The organism is Acidiferrobacteraceae bacterium, from assembly GCA_037388825.1.
Classification (GTDB): Bacteria; Pseudomonadota; Gammaproteobacteria; order Acidiferrobacterales; family JAJDNE01; genus JARRJV01.
Genome location: JARRJV010000024.1, coordinates 1 through 18,247, shown reverse-complemented (window position 1 = coordinate 18,247; position 18,247 = coordinate 1). Strand labels below are relative to the sequence as shown.

Here is an 18,247-nt window from a genome sequence, read left to right as displayed (position 1 = left end):
GTCTGTCTGCGCGGATATGAATCAGCGCGCGCGGCCAATAGCAGCTCTGGCCAATCCCGTTCATCGGTAGGACCGAAACTGGCCGACGACGACACCCTGTATGCGTACCCGCGAGCCGGCGTAGCGCATGGGTGCGTAGTTCGAATTCGCGGGCCGCAGGGTGATACTGCCATCATCGTTCCGCTGCAGGCGCTTCAGGGTTGCCTCCTCATTGTCGATCAGGGCAACGACGATCTCGCCGTCGCGGGCGGTGTCCTGCTGTTGCACGACCACCATGTCGCCATCGAGGATTCCATCCTCAATCATGGAGTCGCCGGCGACCCGCAGCACGAACCGCCCCGGCGCAATGAAAAATTCGGTCAGATCGATTTCGTCCGTTCCCGGGATGGCCTCGATGGGCAGTCCGGCGGCAATCCGGCCCAGAACCGGCAGACGGGCCCGCCCGGCTTCGGAAACCGGTTTCCCGATCAGCCGTATTCCCCGCGAGCGGGCGGGATCGATACGCACCAGACCCTCGCTCTCCAGGGAACGTAGATAACGATGAACGGTCCCGCGCGACTGTATGCCCAGATGATCCGCAATCTCACGCAGCTTGGGTGCCACGCCGTGGCGGGCCACAAAGGCGTGCAAGAAATCGAGCGTTTGTCGCTCCCTATCGGTGGGCATTTTGTTCTCCTTTTGTTCTCATGACCATAGCGCAGCTGGCGCGGCCCGGCAAGGGCACCCGCCTATCGCCGGAAAAAACCGCTGCTACACTCTTCTCATGCTCATTGAACAAAGCGTTCGTTGCCCTTACTGCGGGGAGACCTACCCCAGCAGCGTCGACATCTCCGGAGGCGGTCAGGAGTACGTGGAAGACTGTTCCGTCTGTTGCCGACCCATCACGATCCGCGTACGTGTGGATCACGATGGAAGCCTGAACGGAATCGAGATTCGCCGGGAAGACGATTGAGCCGGGAACGAATTCCTCGCAAACCTCCGGTTTGCACAGGCGCCCCTGCCGTCCGATGTTTGGTACCGGGCAATCAGCGGCGATATGATGGGCCATACGCAAAACCCGGTATCGACCCCAAGCTCTCCATGCCCCCATGCACCGATACGCCGCTATCCTGACGATCGCACTTGCGTTCAGCTCACAACTTCACGCCGCGCCCTGCAGCGGACGCGGAGTGGAACTGCAGGTCCTGGGATCGGGCGGTCCGGAACTGCGCGATGGACGGGCCAGCAATGGCTTCGTGGTCCGGGTCGATGGCAAGGCGCGGGTGCTGATCAATGCCGGTGGCGGTGTTCCCATGCGTTTCGTGAAGGCCGGCGCGCGATTCGCAGACCTGGATCTGGTCTTGTTCACGGATTTACGCTCCGACTATACCGCCGGCTTTCCCGCCCTGATCCGTGCCTCCCTCGACAGCGACCGCACCACACCGTTGCCGATCTACGGACCCCAGGGAAGCGGGACCATGTCATCCACCATCACATTCGTGCGCACCCTGTTCGACGACAAACGAGGTGCGTGGCGCAACCTCGGGGCGCTGATCAATCCCCTGGCGAAGGATGCCTACAAGCTGCAACCCAGGGATATCCGCTTGCGGGTGCGAGGAGGCCAGCCGCGACTCGTGGACGAAAAGAAGGTGAATCCTGTCTTCCACAATGGACGTTTCACCATCAGTACCGCGCCCGTGATGCACGACGGCTTGCCCGCACTTGCCTGGCGTATCGAAACCCGTTCGGGCGCGCTGGTATTCGGGAGTGACACAGCGGGCGTGCGTGGACAACTGCCACGCCTGGCCAAGGGGGCGAGGATACTGGTGGTGAGCCACGCCGTTGCCGAGGATGTACCGGTCAAACTGAAAATGCGCTACATGCCACCTTCCAGTATCGGCCGGATCGCCGCCAGCGCCGGTGCAGGAAAGCTGGTCCTGGTCGATCGGCGTTCTTTCTCCCTGGACCATGAAAAGGAAAGCCTTCGGGTTATCCGTGGCTTCTATCACGGGGAGGTCGAGTTCGCAGACGATCTGTCGTGCTACACCACCCCCGCAAAATAATCGCTAGAGCAGAGCCAGGGAGAGCGCCGGCCAATAGGTGATAATGAGCACGGCGAACAGCAGTATGAAGAAGAACGGCAGCGTCGCGCGGTAGATCTGTGCAACCGGCGTCTCGAAGCGGAAGCTGGCGATGAACAGGTTCATGCCCACGGGCGGGGTGAAGTAGCCAATCTGCATATTCGCAAGAAAGATAATTCCAAGATGTACGGGGTTAATCCCGTAGCCCACCGCGACTGGCAGGATCAAGGGCACTACCAGCACCAGGGCCGAGAAAATATCCAGCAACGCGCCGAGAATCAGCAGGAAAATATTCAGCAGGATCAGGAAGGTGATCTGCTCGTGCACGTGGTGGCGAATGAACTGAAAGATCGCGGTGGGCACCTGGGCGTCGATCAGGAAATTCGTTAGTGCCAGGGCCATGCCCAGAATGATGAGTATCCCGCCTACCATTACCATCGATTCCCGCATCACCGCCGGCAGGCGTTTGAACCCGATCTCGCGATGGACGAGGATTTCCACCAGCAGCACATACAGGGCAGTGACTGCAGCCGCTTCGGAGATGGCGAAATAACCACTGTAGATTCCGCCCAGTACGACGACAGGCAGGGGGATCTCCCACGCCGATTCGCGCAGGGCCCCACGCAATTCGGACCAGTTGAACGGGATGCGGGCACTGTCGCGGAAGCGATTTTCCCAAACAGCCCACGCGACCAGCAGCACCAGCATCAACAGGCCCGGCAGAATCCCGGCGAGAAACATGTCCGTGATGGTCACGCCGCGACCGGCGGCCTGCTGCTGCGCGATAATTCCATAGAGGATCAGCGGAATGGACGGCGCAAACAACAGGCCAAGACTGCCCGAGGTGGTGATCAACCCAAGATTGAAATTCTCGCGGTAGCCGGCGTGTCGCAGGGCCGGCACCAACAGGGCCCCCAGGGCGACGATCGTCACCCCGGAGGCACCGGTAAACGCGGTAAACAGGGCACAAGCCACCAGGGCCACCACCGCGAGGCCCGCCGGCAACCAGCCAATCATCGCGTCCGTGAGCCTTACCAGGCGTCGGGGAGCGCCGCCCTCACCGAGCAAATAGCCGGCAAAGGTAAAAAGCGGTATCGCGACCAGCACCGGCATTTCCGCCAGGCGATAGAGTTCCGTCGCCATCACCGACAAGTCGATCCCGGAAGAGAAGAACCCGATCATGGCACCGGCGGCGATCACGGCGAACAGGGGAGCGCCGTAGAGCGCCAGCACGATCAGCAGGAGAATGGCGAGCACGATCATTGCGATCCACCTTCCTTCCGCATCCGCTGCGCACTACCCAGGGCATGCACACAGTAGTGAAAGGTGAGCAGACCGAAAGCGAAGGGGAAGATACCGGCCGCCAGCCAGGTGGGAACGGAAGCGAACACGGTGCTCCCGGTGCCGAACTCAACCACGGAAAATGCCCCACTGTACCAGGCGATCAGGGCGCACACCGCAGCCGTCAGAAGCTCGACGGCCAGCCGGACCCGGGTGCGCCAACGGAGGGGTAGCCGGTCTGACCACACATCGATATGGATCTGCCGTCCCTGCCGTGTGGCCACCACGGCGCCGAACATGCCCGACCAGAGCACGAGCAGACGCAGGATGGAATCCATATCCAGCAGGCCGGTGCCGAACAGGTTGCGAAGCAGGATCTGGCCGGCAGACAGCACGACCAGCGCAAGCAGCATCAGAACCAGGAGCGCGTCCTCGATCCTTGCCAGTACGCGCAGAACCCGGTGGCTATGTGCAGGGCTGGTGTCCGACATTTCCTAGTGCGCCGCGAGTCCTTGCTTGCGATGGGACTTTTCTACATACCGCTCCATGGCTGCGTACATCTTGGGTGTGTAGTACCCCATCTTGCCCAGCTTCACACGCGCCTCGTTAACGATCTTGCGCAGTCGCTTCATCTCCGATGGCGGTAGCGTCACGAACTTGAGACCCTGCTTGTGCAATGCCTCCTTGGCCTTGCGGTTATCCGCGCGGGTGTCCCGGTTCATTTGTGCGAAAACCCGTTCCATCACTTCACGGACGATCTTGCGGTCTCCGGGCGCGATTCGATAGAAGGCCTTCTTGTCGACGGCCAGCACACCGAATATGTACATGAGCGGGACATCGGTTACGTATTTCACCTGCGTATACCACTGCAGCGCAATCGCGCCCACCGGGGATGTACCCACGGTTGTGACCAGACCCGTCTGCAGACCGGTGTAGACGTCACCGAGGGGCAAGGGGATCGGCGTTACACCCGCAGTCTCGAACATGGTGCGAGTAATCACATCGCCCTCCGGTACCCAGACCTTGGTCTTGCGCAGATCGTCAATGCTGCGGATGGGTTCCTTGGACATGATGTAGGCGAACCCTCCTTCAGAAATCCCGAAGGTTACCAGACCACCTTTCTCCACACCGGCCATGATGCGTTTGTCCATGTGCTTGCGAACATAGTCCACATCCTTGTAGTTGCTGAATGCCAAGGGCATGCTGTAGAGCTGACTGTCCGGATAGACATCGAAAAGTATGCCGCCGGTCATCACTCCGCCCTGCAGCTGACCTACCCGGATCTTGCGCCGCACGCTCTTGTCGCTTCCCATGACGCCGCCGGGATAGAAACGAAACGTCACCCTGCCCTGGGTGCGCTTGGTAATCTCGTCGGCTCCACCACGGACCAGCTTCATCCACGTCGTACCGTCCGTCGCCAGTGTGGCAATCTTCAGGGTAACCGCGCCGGCGCTCCCGGGCATCACAAATGCCAGGAGCAATGCGGCAGTTGCCACTGCGGACGCGAAGGACCGCGCCCGGAAACTTCCTGATTTCATACCTGCTTCCTCGGTTCTCGATTCCCGCGCCGGATCAGAAAATCTCAGGCGCCTTTGCCAGCATCTTGCGTGCCTCTTGCTGGGCCAGGGTATTGCTCAAGGTTAACCCAGGCGCTACCGTTTTTCCGCCCAGCACTTCCTTCAGCAGGCGCTCGTACAGGGGGCGATTGAATACGACCCGCGCATAGTGATCCGCGTACTGGACCTTGATCATGAGATTGCGCCCACCCGACAGTTCCACGGCACGATCGAAATATTTCCGGCTGACCTCCGGCTTGCCGCCCAGGGTGGGCGGCACCAGGGTGGCAAGCACGCCAAGATACATTTGCGGGCCGCCATTCTCGTATTTCCCGTCCAGCGCCACAACGCGCTCCAGACCGGCGCGCACCTGGGCCAGATCGGCAATGGCGCTCCAGTCGTCGCTGCGCGCCTGTATCCATCCGGCCCAGGCAACGGAAAAATCGTACAGCGCGGGTACATCGTCCTTGTCCAGGCCTGCGACTACCTTGCTGAATCGACCGAAGTGCATGGAACGCGCACCGCACGCGGCCTTGTGTAGCACACACAATCGCCTCCCCGCATAGTCCAGGGCCTTCTCCGTCATGCGCAGCCGGCGCTCGTGGTCGGAAACAAAAACCGATGCATAGGCGCTGTACAACTTGGTCCCGGCCCCGAGCAGTGACGGATCCCGGGGATTGTCTTCGATCAAGCCGTCCACGAGCAGCAAATAAGCTGGCGCGCCGTCGGCAACCGTTTTCGGATCGTTCTGGTTCAGAATGCCATTGGTGAGGCTATCGGCCAGACGACCCATGGATGCAGAGACCAGCGAGGCGCATCCTGATACCATCGCGAGCAGACCAAAGACTGTCAGCGCGGCCACGAGGCGCGCGGGCCGCCACCGCTTATGAACTCGTAACAGGATCGGACAATCTCCTTCGGGATTTCGGCGCTACGCTAGCCCGATTGACCCTGTGATGCAAGCCAGCGTTCCGCAAAACTCAGGGAAAATCCGCGGTTTTCGGGCCCGCGACCAGACGACTCCCATTCTCGTCAAATCCTGTTGGAGTAATGTGAACAGACCATGTCGATCGAATTCGAAAGCCATCCCGGCGCCTACGAAAGACAGCTGAAGCGCCGACACGAGAACCCGCTATTCCCGCCGACCCTGCGCGATATCCAATTGGATGAGCTCGAACGGGCCCGGGAACGCGATGCGCGCGACGCGCGCGATTTCGAGAAACAGTTCCAGGAACTGCTGGAGGAAGTGTCACAGCTGGAAGCGAGCACCGGCAGCGAACGCATCCTTGCCCTGCGCCAACGCGTGGATATGCTGTACGAACGGGCACACACCATCGCCGGCGACCGGACCAGGGAGAAGCAGGCGCTGGCGCGACTTTTCGATGCGATCAATGACACGGTCCGTCGTGCCGCAGGCGACGATACCCTTGCCCTCACCGAGCTGGCGGAAGAGGCCGCCGCCCGTACCGCCCACCTGGCCATGCTGGAAATCCCGCTGGTCGCCGACCTGTTGCGCCCCGACCCGCCGTTCTCCCGTGATGAACTCCTGCCCACCCTGCTTTCCGCGGACGAACACTCCTTTCGTGCCGTGCTGGGGCTTTTCGATTCCAGCCAGAAGCGCGAACTGCTCTCGCTGCTGCACAAGGCATTTCCCGCAGGCGCCGATGCCAGCGCACGAGTTCGCGAACGAATCGACCTCCTCGAGGCGGCGATTGCGGCGGACACGGACGAGCAACAGGGCCCGTCGTCCTGAACAGCTATCGTGGTGAACGGTCCGCGAGGCGCGTGACCAGGTCCAGCTCCTCGTCACTGAATCCGGCGCGCCGGCGCGCCTCCAGGTTCAGCGGCACCTTGAGGGCGCCGCCGGCGTATTCCCGCCACAGATCTTCGCAGGTCTGGACCGGATCGAGGCCCCGTTGCCGGCACACATGCCCGAACCAGCGCGAGCCGATCTCCACGTGACCCACTTCCTCGCGCAGGATGATTTCCAGGATCGCCGCCGTATCTTCGTCACCCGCCCGTCGCAGGCGCGAGATCATGTCTGGTGCCACATCCAGGCCGCGCGCCTCCAGCACCCGGGGCACCAGGGCCATACGCACAAGCACGTCGGCCGAAGTCTTTCGGGCCATTTCCCACAGGCCGTTGTGGGCGTCAAAATCTCCGTAGTCGTGGCCAAGCTCCACCAGGCGCGCGCGCAAGAGACCAAAGTGCCGCGCCTCCTCGTCCGCCACCCGGATCCAGTCGCCGTAGAACTCTCGCGGCATGTCGCGGAAACGGGCGACCGCGTCCCAGGCAAGATTGATCGCGTTGAATTCGATATGGGCCAGGGCGTGGACCAGGGCAGCGCGGCCCTCGGGGCTGCCGGGCCCCCGGGACGCAAGCTTGCCCGGTGGCACGAGCAGGGGCCGCGGCGGGCGACCGGCCTCGTCGGGTACCTTGGCCGCAGCTGTACGGTCCAGCACCAACTCTCCGGCACGCCAGGCCGCGGCCGCTGCATGGGTCTCCTGCTGCTTCGCTCCCGCGTCGGTCTTCGCCAGACACCAGTTCGCGCGACCGAAGAGATCGAACAGCGGGATACCTTGCTGTCTATCCTGGGGTACCATGCCCTGATTCCCTCTTCAGATTGATCCGGCCATGCGCGCAATATTGCTGATACTGACCACCCTGCTGCTCGTTTCCTGCTCCCGCACGCCGGACGAGACCCTGATTCGCCAGGCGATCGACACCATGGTCACGGCAGTGGAACATCGTCAGTCGGGGCCGGTGCTCGACCGGCTGGCACCCGGTTTCCACGGTGCCGAGGACATGAACGCGCGGCAAGTACGTGCCTATCTCGCTGCACAGTATTTTCGTAACCCGAAGATCCATATTCTCCTGACCGGACTGCGAATCGATGTGCTGGGGAATGAAGCCGACGTCAGGTTTCACGCCGCTGTTGCCGGCGGTACCGGTTTTCTGCCCGAACGCGCCCAGTATTACGCCGTTACCACCCGCTGGCGCAAGATCGATGGCGAATGGCAGGTGGTGCGCGCCGACTGGGAGCCGGCAACGGGCGGCGGCTAGTCGCGCAGACGCCGGAATACGAGCGAGGCATTGGTACCGCCGAAGCCAAAGCTGTTGGACATTACTGCGGTGACATCCACGTTATCCACGCGCTCGCGCAGAATGGGCATTCCTTCGGCTGCCGGATCCAGCTCGTTGATGTTCGCCGACGCACACAAAAACCCGGCTTCCATCATCAGCAGGCTGTAGACGGCCTCGTTCACGCCGGCGGCGCCCAGGGCGTGGCCGGTCAGGGATTTCGTGGAACTGACGGGTGGGCACTTGTCGCCGAACACCTCACGCACCGCGTTCAGTTCGGGAATATCGCCGGCCGGGGTGCTGGTGCCGTGGGCGTTGATGTAACCCACCGGCCCATCCACGGTCGACAGGGCCTGCTGCATGCAGCGCACCGCACCCTCGCCCGAGGGCGCGACCATGTCGTAGCCGTCCGAGGTCGCACCGTAACCGACCACCTCGGCGTAGATTTTCGCGCCGCGGGCCTTCGCGTGCTCCAGTTCTTCCAGCACCAGCAGGCCACCGCCACCGGAAATGACAAAGCCATCGCGAGCGACATCGAACGCGCGCGACGCCTCCGCGGGCCGATCATTGTATTTGGTCGACAGGGCGCCCATGGCATCGAACATGGCCGAGGAGGCCCAGCCCAGTTCCTCGCCGCCGCCGGCGAAGACCATGTCCTGCTTGCCCCACTGGATGAGCTCCATGGCATTGCCAATGCAGTGGGCCGAGGTGGAACAGGCGGAACTGATGGAGTAGTTGACGCCCTTGATCTTGAACGCGGTGGCGAGGTTGGCCGAAACCGTACTGCCCATGGTCCGCGTCACCATGTACGGACCCACCTTGCGGACGCCCTTTTCACGCAGGATGTCGGCAGTGAGCACGATATTGGCGTGGGAGGCGCCACCCGAGCCGACGATGATTCCGTAGCGTGGATCGGAGATTTCATCCTCGCCCAGGCCCGCGTCTTCCAGGGCCTCGCGCATGGCGATGTAGTTGAACGCCGCGGCATCGCCCATGAAGCGCCGCAGCTTGCGATCGATCAGGGCCTCGGTATCGACATGGACGGCGCCATGGATCTGGCTGCGGAACCCGTGGTCGGCATATTCCTGGGCAAACTCGATTCCGGAACGGCCCTCACGCAGCGAATCCAGCACCTCCTGCTTGTTGTTTCCGATGCTGGATACAACCCCCATTCCCGTGACTACGACCCGTCTCACTGGTATGTCCCCCCGTCAGAAGTTTTCAGTTGAGGTGAACAGACCAACACGCAGATCCTTTGCGCTGTAGATCTCCTTGCCGTCCACTGACAGGGACCCGTCGGCAATGCCCATGATCAGCTTGCGCATGATGATGCGTTTGAGATCCAGGCGATAGGTAACGAGCTTGTTCTCTGGCGTCACCTGGCCAAAAAATTTTACTTCCCCGGATCCCAGGGCGCGACCGCGGCCGATGCCTCCCATCCAGCCGAGGTAGAAGCCCAGCAACTGCCACATGGCATCGAGCCCAAGGCAGCCGGGCATCACCGGGTCCCCCTCAAAATGGCAGGCGAAAAACCAGAGGTCCGGGTTGATGTCCAGTTCGGCGATGATCTCGCCCTTGCCCCGGGCCCCGCCCTCCTCGGTCATCTTCGTGATGCGATCGAACATCAACATCGGCGGAAGGGGTAGCGGCGGCAGCGGGGTCTCGGGATTCTTGTCTCCGAACAGCTGGCTATGGCCGCAGGCGAGTAGCTCCTCGCGCGTGTAACTGTGCTTGCGTTCCAAACTCATTGATTTCTACCGTTTTCCCGGGCTTCTTGATGAATTTCGGTCTTGCCTTGGTCCTGCTCCCATTCGTCCGGCCCGGCTCGAGGGAACCGCAAGCCTACACGAAACCTTCACCTGCTTACAGGCCGCCCAGGAAGCGCAAATGGCTTCCGCAGCCGGCACGGCAATCGCTGGCGCCGAATCCCGGAACCGGAACCATTCCGGTTCCGCGGCGGTTGACCTCGCACTCGCCTGCGCGGAAACGGCGCACCTCGATCACACGCGCCGCCGGGTGCAGCAGCAGATAGTCGATATGCCAGTGGGGCTTCTTGTCGCGGGAAAGGTGGCGGCGAATCCGCGCCTCCATTCCCCGACGCGCGCTGCCGGTGTACACATAGCGCCCGGCGGCCAGGGTATGGCGACCCAGGCGTCCAATTTCTATGTGTGCCCGGCGGCTGAGCTCGATATGGAGCTGGTAGGTTCGTACCGGCCCGGTCATACGGCGCGTCGACGAAATGCCAGGTCCCAGACACCGTGACCCAGGCGCAGGCCGCGGCGCTCGAATCGGGTCCGGGGCCGTTCCACCAGACGTGGCGCATAGCACCCACGGCCGGCAAGGTTCTCGAGCTGCGCCTGTTGCTCCAGGACCGCGAGCATCTGTTCCGCATAGTCGTGCCAGTCCGTGGCCAGATGGAACACCGCACCGGGCTTGAGCTTGCGCGTCAGCACTTCCACAAAACGTGGCTGTACCAGACGGCGCTTGTGATGTCGCTTCTTCGGCCACGGATCGGGAAAGAAAAGATAGGCGGCATCGAGAGAGCCGTCCGGAAAACATGGCAAGGCCTCACTCGCATCGGTGGCGATCACGCGGACGTTTTCAATTCCGTCCTGCTCCAGGCGCAGCATCAGGCTGCCGACACCGGGGCGATGCACTTCCATACCGATATAGTCGTTCTCCGGGTGCGCGGCGGCCATCTGGATGAGCGCGTCGCCGTTGCCGAATCCGATTTCCAGCATCAGCGGCGCTTCCCGGCCAAACAGAGACCGGGGATCGATGCTGTTGTTTTCCAGCTCAATTCCATAGCGCGGCCACAGCTCCTGCAGCGCGCGCTCCTGGGCCGCGGTCATGCGGCCTTCGCGGCGCACGTAGCTTCGGACCGGGCGGCGTCGGGGCTGGGCGGAATGCATGGCGGACAGGAGCGCGGCCGCGTGCGGCCGCGCGGGATCAGAAGAAGGTGCCGTCAATCGGCGAGGAGGCCGAGGCAAAGCGGCGACGGGGTATGCGTCCGGCGAGATAGGCCTCTCGACCGGCCTCGATTCCCTTCTTCATGGCCGAGGCCATCAACACGGGATCGCGTGCGGCGGCAATGGCCGTATTCATGAGCACACCGTCGCAGCCCAGTTCCATGGCGATGGCGGCGTCCGAAGCCGTCCCCACGCCGGCGTCGACGATCACGGGCACCGATGCCTGCTCAAGGATCGTGATGATGTTGTACGGATTGCGTATCCCCAACCCGGAACCGATGGGTGCCGCCAGGGGCATGACCGCGACACAACCGATTTCCTCGAGACGTTTGGCCATGATGGGATCATCATTGGTGTAGACCATGACCTTGAAGCCGTCGGCCACCAGGGTCTCGGCCGCAGCCAGGGTCTCCACCACATCCGGAAACAGGGTCTTTTCGTCACCCAGTACTTCCAGTTTCACCAGGTCGTGACCGTCCAGCAGTTCCCGCGCCAGGCGGCAGGTACGCACGGCGTCGGTGGCGTTATAGCAACCGGCGGTGTTCGGGAGGATGGTGTAGCGATCTGGCGGAATCGCATCCAGCAGGTTGGGCTCATCCGCATTCTGGCCGATATTGGACCGGCGCACAGCGACGGTGACGATCTCGGCGCCACTGGCCTCGGTTGCCAAGCGGGTTTCGTCCAGATCCGTGTATTTGCCGCTGCCCGTCAGCAGCCGCGAGCGATATTCGCGACCGGCGATCACCAGCGGCCGGTCTTCCACCCCGGCGCCGGACGCGGGGGACTCGATTCGGGATACGGGGGTACTCATTATCCACCACCTATGGCTTGTACGATTTCGACCCGGTCACGATCACTGAGCGCGTGACGCGAATGCTCGCTCCGGGGGACGATTTCCAGGTTCACCTCGACCGCGACCCGTTTTTCGGCCAGGCCGATCTGGCGCAGCAGTTGCGCCACCGTGGTTGGCGCGGCCAGTTCGCGTTCTTCGCCGTTCAGCACAATCTTCATGGACGGGTGCCCGGCACCGGCCGGGGTCTGGATCGGGGACCGGGTATTGTATTGCGATCCGCAGCGGGACGCACCCCTGGTCCGTCCGGCCGCTCGCGGGCGCCAAGCCGCCTTACCTTCCGGCGGCGATTACCATATTATACGGGGCCGGATCGGCCTTGCCGTCCGGCTGCTGCGGGTGTAGTTCAATGGTAGAACCTCAGCTTCCCAAGCTGATGACGTGGGTTCGATTCCCATCACCCGCTCCAACCGCCAACCGGGACAGCATGTGAAGAAACTGCTGAAAATCACTGCCATTACCCTGGGCGCGATCATCGCCCTTCTCATCGTCGCGGTGATCGCACTCCCGCTTCTGATCGACGCCAATCAGTTCAAGCCCCAAATCGCAGAGGCGGTGAAGAAACAGACTGGCCGCGAACTGACCATGGAGGGCGAGATCGGCCTGTCGGTGTTTCCGTCCATCGCCCTGGATCTGGGCAAGACGCGCCTGAGCAACGCCCCGGGTTTCGGCAAGCTGCCCTTTGCGCAAATCGATTCGGTCGCTGTAAGCGTTCGCCTGTGGCCGCTGCTGCACAAGCAGATCGTGATCGACAAGGTAAAACTGGACGGCCTGCAACTGAACCTGGCGCGCGACCGTCATGGGCGCAACAACTGGGACGACATGATCGAGGCCTCGCAGCGGGCAAAAGGGGCGAAGGCCCAGGTGCCCGCGGGCGGCACCAGCCCGGCGGCGGCAGCCGGTGCGATTGGCAGCTTCCGCATCGACGACGGGATCGATATCCGAAACTGTACCTTCCGCTGGGACGATGCCAAGGCGGGGGCGCCATTGGTTATCGACAGGCTTGCACTGCGCACCGGCGCCATTGCTCCGGCACAGCCGGTGAACGTGAATCTTGGTTTCGACCTTCGCAGCGGAAAACCGGTGCTGCGCACCCGTGTCGACCTCAAGGGTCAGGTAACGGTCGATCCGGAGAAGCAGACCCTGCGTGCCCGCGAGGTCGAGCTGAGGCTCGGCCCGCTGACGGTTCGGGCGAAGGTCGACGCAGCGCATTTGCTGACAACACCCTCTGTCAGCGGCGAGGTCTCGGTCGCCGATTTCAATCTTGCGGAACTGTTGAAGACGCTGGGCGTGCACTATGCCACTGCAGACGCGAAGGCCCTGACCCACGCCAGTGCCAGCGCGACTGTGGACGGGACGCCGTCCCACATCTATCTGCGCAAGCTGAAACTCAAGCTGGACGACACCACGGTCACGGGCTCCGCCTCGGCCCGATTCGCCTCACTGCCGGCGATCGACTTCGATCTCGCGGCCGATGGCGTGGATCTGGATCGGTACCTGAGCCCTGCCAAGGCCAAGGCCGGAACGAAGGCCAAGACTGCACCTGCGGCAGGGATCCCGATTGCGCTTCTGAAAAAACTCGATGCCCGGGGCCACGCTCAAATCGGCAAACTGACCGCCTTCGGCATCCGTTCCACAAACATCTCCATTCGCATGACTGCAAAGAACGGTCTGGCCAGGCTGGGGCCCAACAGCGCACAGCTGTATGGCGGACGCTACGCCGGCAACACCACGATCGATGTCCGTCAGGGTGCCCCCCGGTTCAACCTGGACGAAAAACTCAGCGGTGTCGAGGTCGGTGGGCTGCTTAAGGATACGGGTATCTTCGACCGCTTCTCCGGCACCGGGAACGTACAAGCGAAGCTGACCGCCCGCGGAATCGATACCGACGATTTCCTGCGCAGTCTCAACGGCACGGCGTCGGGCTCGCTGCGGAACGGCAGCCTGCGGGGAGTGGACGTATACGACACCGTCATCAAGAGCTGTGAGGCCGGTCGCTACATCAAGACCAAGGCGCCGGAGGATTCCGTCACCCCGTTCGCCAGTCTCGGCGCCTCGGCGACCATACGCACTGGCGTGGTCGACAACCGGGATCTGAAACTTTCCGGCAAGCTGTTCGAGGCCACCGGGGCCGGCACGGTCGCCCAGGGCCGCGGCACCATCAACTACCTGGCCGAGGTACGGCTGCTGGAAAAGACCAAGTGCCCCCTGTCCATTTTCCACATTCCCCTGAAAGGCAAACTTGCCGGCATGAACGGGCAGAAGATCATTGGCGATGCGGTCGCCTACGAGCTGCAGGAGCAGGCAAAGCGGGCGGTACAGAAAAAGATCGACAAGGAGAAAAAGAAGATTCAACGCGATCTGCAAGAGGAACTGCGCAAGCGCCTGGGACTGCCTCCGAAATAGGGTATACATGATAGAGCCGACCGAGTTCCGGCGCCGTCTTCTGAAGTGGTTCGACCGCCACGGCCGCACATCCCTGCCCTGGCAAAGCCACCGTACCCCGTATCGCGTTTGGGTTTCGGAGATCATGCTGCAGCAGACCCGCGTATCTACGACAATCCCCTTCTACCGCCGCTTCATACGTCGCTTCCCCTCGATCAGATCCCTGGCGGAGGCGTCCATGGACGATGTCTTGCACCATTGGACGGGCCTGGGCTACTACGCCCGCGCACGCAATCTGCAGAAAGCTGCCCAACAGGTCATGAGCAAACACGGCGGTCGTTTTCCGCGCACCCTGGAACAGGCGTCGGCCCTGCCGGGCATTGGCCGCTCCACCGCCGGCGCCATCCTGTCCCTGTCCCGCGGGCAGCGCCATCCCATCCTCGACGGAAACGTGAAACGGGTACTTGCCCGCGTGCACGCTGTGAATGGTCCTGCAAACAGCAGCGCCACAATGAAAACGCTGTGGGGCCTGGCAGAACAATATACTCCGCGTACCCGGGTGGCCGACTACACCCAGGCGATCATGGATCTCGGGGCAACGGTGTGCACGCCGCGCAATCCGCTATGCGGCGACTGTCCGGTTTCACGGGGATGTCTTGCGCGGCAGAACGGCGAGCCGGAACGTTATCCCGGAAAGGCGGCGAAGAAGTCATTGCCCGAGCGCAGCACAACCATGTTGATGGTGCGCGACCGTGACCGCACCGCGGTGCTGATGGAGAAGCGTCCCCCTTCGGGCATCTGGGGCGGACTGTGGAGCTTCCCCGAACACCGCACGAGCGACCCTGATGACCTGCGCCGTTGGTTCAGGCGTGAGTACGGTTTCGCGATCGAGCTTGACGGGGACGCTCCCCCTATCCGGCACACCTTTAGCCACTTCCACCTGACCATCACTCCGGTAACCGCGCATGCCGTGGGGACAAGCGGGGGAGTCATGGAGAAGGGGGATACACTCTGGTATAACCTCGACCGGACCGAAAAACGCGGGCTTGCCGCACCGGTGAAACGCCTGCTCGATCAACTGAGGACCGATTCATGAGTCGTATGGTGCATTGTGTGAAGCTGGGCAAAGAAGCCGAGGGCCTGGATTTCCCGCCCTATCCCGGGGAGCTGGGCAAGCGCATATTCGAGAACGTATCCAAGGAAGGCTGGCAGCTCTGGCTTAACCACCAGACCATGCTCATCAACGAATACCGCCTGAATCCCCTGGACCCCAAGGCGCGGAAGATGATCGAGGAGCAGATGGAACAGTTCTTTTTCGGCGAGGGTGCCGAGGTCCCGCCGGACTACCAGCCTCCGGCCGCCAAGTAGGCCCTCCATTCCGCACTCCGGCACCGCGCGGCGGATTTTTACAAAAACCGGCTTCTTCTCTATAATTCGCCGGCCTTGCAGCGGCCAGGTAGCTCAGTTGGTAGAGCAGGGGATTGAAAATCCCCGTGTCGGCAGTTCGATTCTGTCCCTGGCCACCATTTCCCCTCCCGATTTCACGCCGGCGCAAGCCTCTATACGTCGGTACTTCGGCCTTTAATCGAGCAATCGGAATCCTGCTAGGATGTATCCCTATGCTTGCGGTATATCGAAATCGAAGAAAATGGCGAGGTGTTGCCACCCTTCTGTCGGCCGCTTTCCTGATCGCTGCCTGCGGCACGACGAAGGTTCAAGATGCGGCAGCGGACACGGGTACGACCACCTCCTGGTCAGTCCGGCTTGCGGTCAGCGGGGGATTCGCCGGCGTTCGCCAGCAGATTGAAGTTGATCAGGATGGTCGGTTATCGCTTGATGACGAGAAGCTGAAGAAGCACGTCGACGGACAACTGAAGCCGCCGGAACTCAAGAAGCTTGCATCCCTGGTTCGTTCTTCGTTTGCGGCACCGCCCGCCGGCAAATCGGGCCGTTCGAAATGTTTCGATTGTTTTGACTACACTTTGACATTGAAAGCGGACGGGCAAACAATCCAGCGACGCTACGACAACATGAGTGTCGTCGGCTCCAGCGACTACCGGCTCGTCCATATGCTGTCATCGACGATGGCTCGCAAGCTGTCGCCGGAAAAGAAGAAACCGTCCTGCTGAACCAGCGGGCCACGATCAAGAACGACCCCGGACGGGAGGAGAAACAATGAACCACGGACGTATTCGTCGGCTATTCCTTGTTGCTACAGCGGCGCTGCTTGTATTTTCCGGCGATCTCGGTGCCGCGCCTGCGAAGTCGGCCAAGGGAACGGGCGAACAGACCCTGATCCAGGGGCTTACCTCGCAGGGCGCAAGGGTCAGCCGCAGCCCACGCAGTGGCCACGTAGTCTTCATCGGCACCGACCATGGCAAGGGACTCGCCCTCCCCGGCATGGCCCAGGGCCTGGCCCCCGGCAACAATGCGATGGCGGCCCTGGACAAGTATGCATCCCTTTTCGGAGTCAAGGATCCAGCGACCGAGCTGACGACCATGAAAGAGCTCGATACCCCCGACGGGCGTTCCATGGTGCGCTACCAGCAGGTCTACCAGGGATTGCCAGTGATTGGCGGCGAACTCATCGTCAACATGGATGCCGAGGGTCGCATGTCATCCATGAACGGCGAAGCCAAGGCCAACATTTCCCTGGACCCCACGCCGACCCTGACAGCCACCGAAGCTGAGCAACGGGCTGTAGACGCGGTGGCCGCATTCTACAAGGTCGGCACCTCGCAACTGGCAGCTTCCACGCCGGTACTGTCTATTTATGCGCCGGAACTGATTGGGCCCGCCGGACCCGGCCCGCTGCTGGTCTGGCGCATGGATGTCACATCAGGCCCACAGGCCATGATCGATGAATTTGTACTGATCGACGCAAGAAAGGGCGGCATCGCCCTGCACTTCACCCAGGTGGAACACGCCAAGAGCCGCAAGACCTACGACGCCACTTCGGTAACCTCGACGAGCCAGCTTCCCGGGACTTTGTTGTGCAGTGAGAGCACGGCCGACAACTGTACGGCCTCCGACACTGATGCCAACACCGCGAGCCTGTACGCGGGCGACACCTACGATTTCTACAAGAACCATTTCGGGCGGGACAGCATCGACGACAAGGGTATGACCATTGTCTCCAGTGTGCATTTTGATTTCGCCTATGCCGGCGGCTTATGCCCGAACGCGGCCTGGGTCGACAGCCTCAAGCAGATGGTCTACTGCAATGGCATGCCCGAGGGTGACGACGTTGACGCCCACGAACTCACCCATGGCGTTACCAGCCGTACCTCGGATCTGTTCTATTGGTACCAGTCGGGCGCCATAAACGAGTCCATGTCCGATGTCTTCGGCGAGTTCGTGGATCTCACCAATGGCCGCGGTGCCAGCGACGTCCCCGTCTCACTCCCGCCTTCCGGGACGCGTTGGGAACTGGGCGAAGGTTCGGTGATCGGCGTCATACGCAGCATGTGGACTCCCAACGACCATGGCCAACCGAACAGGATGTCCGATACCACGTACTATGCCATTGGTTCCGGCGACAATGGCGGCGTCCATACCAACAGCGGCATCGGCAATCACGCCGCGGCGTTAATGGTGGACGGTGGGACGTTCGACCCAGGCTCAGGCCCAGTTACGGTTACCGGCATCGGCATCGACAAGGCAGCGCAAATCTACTACGAGGTTCAAACCCACCTGCTGACCTCGGGCTCGGACTACTTCGACCTGTCCAACGCCCTGTACCAGGGCTGCCTCAATCTCGTCGGCACCCACGGCATCACCAATGCCGACTGCACCGATAGCGTACAGGCGGCGACTACTGCCGTGGAAATGGCCACGCCGGCGCCCACGGGGGCGACAGCTCCCGATGCCAGTTACTGTCCAAGTGTAGGCGACGTACCCAGCAATCTGTTCTCCGATGGATTCGAAGGCAATCTGAGCAAGTGGGCCAAAGGCGGCAGTAACGCCAGCAGCGTTTGGCAGATCGGGGATCCGTATGGTCTCGGAGTCTACGCCACTGAGGGTACACACTCCCTGTACGTGGACGACGTCCCCCTGAGCAACGAC

The 18,247-nt window shown here is 62.1% G+C and carries 21 protein-coding genes and 2 tRNA genes; 11 read left to right on the top strand and 12 right to left on the bottom strand.

Annotated elements, in window-relative coordinates; all coding sequences use genetic code 11:
• Positions 1 to 60 precede the first annotated feature (60 nt).
• Entirely contained in the window at positions 61 to 666 is a 606-nt protein-coding gene (gene lexA, locus P8X48_06175) for a transcriptional repressor LexA (protein ID MEJ2106903.1), read from the bottom strand.
• Between the two features lie 97 nt (positions 667 to 763).
• Here lexA and P8X48_06170 point away from each other — a divergent pair, with 97 nt between their 5' ends.
• Positions 764 to 952 (top strand): CPXCG motif-containing cysteine-rich protein, encoded by a 189-nt coding sequence (locus P8X48_06170; GenBank protein ID MEJ2106902.1) that lies wholly within the window; start codon positions 764 to 766, stop codon positions 950 to 952.
• A gap of 217 nt (positions 953 to 1,169) precedes the next feature.
• Entirely contained in the window at positions 1,170 to 2,042 is an 873-nt protein-coding gene (locus P8X48_06165) for an MBL fold metallo-hydrolase (protein MEJ2106901.1), read from the top strand.
• Between the two features lie 3 nt (positions 2,043 to 2,045).
• Here P8X48_06165 and P8X48_06160 read toward each other — a convergent pair whose 3' ends face one another.
• The 4 genes from P8X48_06160 to P8X48_06145 are packed head-to-tail and all read right to left on the bottom strand — an operon-like array spanning position 2,046 to position 5,759.
• Positions 2,046 to 3,323, bottom strand: coding sequence for a TRAP transporter large permease subunit (locus P8X48_06160; GenBank protein MEJ2106900.1), 1,278 nt, complete (start codon positions 3,321 to 3,323; stop codon positions 2,046 to 2,048).
• A complete protein-coding gene (locus tag P8X48_06155) occupies positions 3,320 to 3,832 on the bottom strand; it encodes a TRAP transporter small permease (GenBank protein ID MEJ2106899.1) in 513 nt (170 codons plus the stop codon). Before P8X48_06155 ends, P8X48_06160 begins: the two co-directional genes overlap by 4 nt.
• 3 nt (positions 3,833 to 3,835) lie before the next feature.
• Positions 3,836 to 4,879 (bottom strand): TRAP transporter substrate-binding protein DctP, encoded by a 1,044-nt coding sequence (gene dctP / locus P8X48_06150; protein ID MEJ2106898.1) that lies wholly within the window; start codon positions 4,877 to 4,879, stop codon positions 3,836 to 3,838.
• A 34-nt stretch (positions 4,880 to 4,913) separates the two neighbouring features.
• A complete protein-coding gene (locus P8X48_06145) occupies positions 4,914 to 5,759 on the bottom strand; it encodes a TRAP transporter TatT component family protein (GenBank protein ID MEJ2106897.1) in 846 nt (281 codons plus the stop codon).
• 201 nt (positions 5,760 to 5,960) lie between these two features.
• On the opposite strand from P8X48_06145, the gene P8X48_06140 reads away from it, so the two are divergent.
• Positions 5,961 to 6,650, top strand: a complete 690-nt coding sequence (locus P8X48_06140) for a hypothetical protein (protein MEJ2106896.1) — start codon at positions 5,961 to 5,963, stop codon at positions 6,648 to 6,650.
• Positions 6,651 to 6,654: 4 nt separating this feature from the next.
• On the opposite strand, the gene P8X48_06135 is transcribed toward P8X48_06140, so the two are convergent.
• Positions 6,655 to 7,500: a ferritin-like domain-containing protein gene (locus P8X48_06135; GenBank protein ID MEJ2106895.1), complete on the bottom strand. Its 846-nt coding sequence runs from the start codon at positions 7,498 to 7,500 to the stop codon at positions 6,655 to 6,657.
• 31 nt (positions 7,501 to 7,531) lie between these two features.
• On the opposite strand from P8X48_06135, the gene P8X48_06130 reads away from it, so the two are divergent.
• Positions 7,532 to 7,960 (top strand): hypothetical protein, encoded by a 429-nt coding sequence (locus tag P8X48_06130; protein MEJ2106894.1) that lies wholly within the window; start codon positions 7,532 to 7,534, stop codon positions 7,958 to 7,960.
• Here the strand turns inward: P8X48_06130 and fabB are convergent.
• From fabB to thiS, 6 genes are all read right to left on the bottom strand, one after another.
• Positions 7,957 to 9,174 (bottom strand): beta-ketoacyl-ACP synthase I, encoded by a 1,218-nt coding sequence (gene fabB / locus P8X48_06125; GenBank protein ID MEJ2106893.1) that lies wholly within the window; start codon positions 9,172 to 9,174, stop codon positions 7,957 to 7,959. The genes P8X48_06130 and fabB overlap by 4 nt on opposite strands.
• Positions 9,175 to 9,189: 15 nt before the next feature.
• Entirely contained in the window at positions 9,190 to 9,726 is a 537-nt protein-coding gene (gene fabA, locus P8X48_06120; protein MEJ2106892.1) for a 3-hydroxyacyl-[acyl-carrier-protein] dehydratase FabA, read from the bottom strand.
• A gap of 115 nt (positions 9,727 to 9,841) precedes the next feature.
• Positions 9,842 to 10,201 (bottom strand): GIY-YIG nuclease family protein, encoded by a 360-nt coding sequence (locus tag P8X48_06115; GenBank protein ID MEJ2106891.1) that lies wholly within the window; start codon positions 10,199 to 10,201, stop codon positions 9,842 to 9,844.
• Complete coding sequence (gene trmB, locus P8X48_06110) at positions 10,198 to 10,830, bottom strand: tRNA (guanosine(46)-N7)-methyltransferase TrmB (protein ID MEJ2106890.1); 633 nt, start codon at positions 10,828 to 10,830, stop codon at positions 10,198 to 10,200. Before trmB ends, P8X48_06115 begins: the two co-directional genes overlap by 4 nt.
• A 97-nt stretch (positions 10,831 to 10,927) precedes the next feature.
• Positions 10,928 to 11,758, bottom strand: a complete 831-nt coding sequence (locus P8X48_06105; GenBank protein MEJ2106889.1) for a thiazole synthase — start codon at positions 11,756 to 11,758, stop codon at positions 10,928 to 10,930.
• Positions 11,758 to 11,958 (bottom strand): sulfur carrier protein ThiS, encoded by a 201-nt coding sequence (gene thiS / locus P8X48_06100; protein ID MEJ2106888.1) that lies wholly within the window; start codon positions 11,956 to 11,958, stop codon positions 11,758 to 11,760. Before thiS ends, P8X48_06105 begins: the two co-directional genes overlap by 1 nt.
• Before the next feature lie 174 nt (positions 11,959 to 12,132).
• Between thiS and P8X48_06095 the strand changes: the two genes are divergently transcribed.
• The 7 genes from P8X48_06095 to P8X48_06065 form a co-directional block, all read left to right on the top strand.
• Positions 12,133 to 12,206, top strand: a tRNA-Gly gene (locus tag P8X48_06095).
• A gap of 20 nt (positions 12,207 to 12,226) precedes the next feature.
• A complete protein-coding gene (locus tag P8X48_06090; protein ID MEJ2106887.1) occupies positions 12,227 to 14,203 on the top strand; it encodes an AsmA family protein in 1,977 nt (658 codons plus the stop codon).
• 7 nt (positions 14,204 to 14,210) lie between these two features.
• The gene (gene mutY / locus P8X48_06085) at positions 14,211 to 15,278 is read left to right on the top strand and encodes an A/G-specific adenine glycosylase (protein MEJ2106886.1); all 1,068 of its coding nucleotides are present in this window, start codon (positions 14,211 to 14,213) and stop codon (positions 15,276 to 15,278) included.
• Positions 15,275 to 15,550: an oxidative damage protection protein gene (locus P8X48_06080; protein MEJ2106885.1), complete on the top strand. Its 276-nt coding sequence runs from the start codon at positions 15,275 to 15,277 to the stop codon at positions 15,548 to 15,550. The genes mutY and P8X48_06080 overlap by 4 nt, the downstream gene beginning before the upstream one ends.
• An 82-nt stretch (positions 15,551 to 15,632) precedes the next feature.
• Positions 15,633 to 15,708, top strand: a tRNA-Phe gene (locus tag P8X48_06075).
• Positions 15,709 to 15,801: 93 nt separating this feature from the next.
• Positions 15,802 to 16,311, top strand: coding sequence for a hypothetical protein (locus tag P8X48_06070; GenBank protein MEJ2106884.1), 510 nt, complete (start codon positions 15,802 to 15,804; stop codon positions 16,309 to 16,311).
• 46 nt (positions 16,312 to 16,357) lie between these two features.
• Positions 16,358 to 18,247 (top strand): M4 family metallopeptidase (locus P8X48_06065; GenBank protein ID MEJ2106883.1); only part of this gene is annotated, 1,890 nt, incomplete at its 3' end.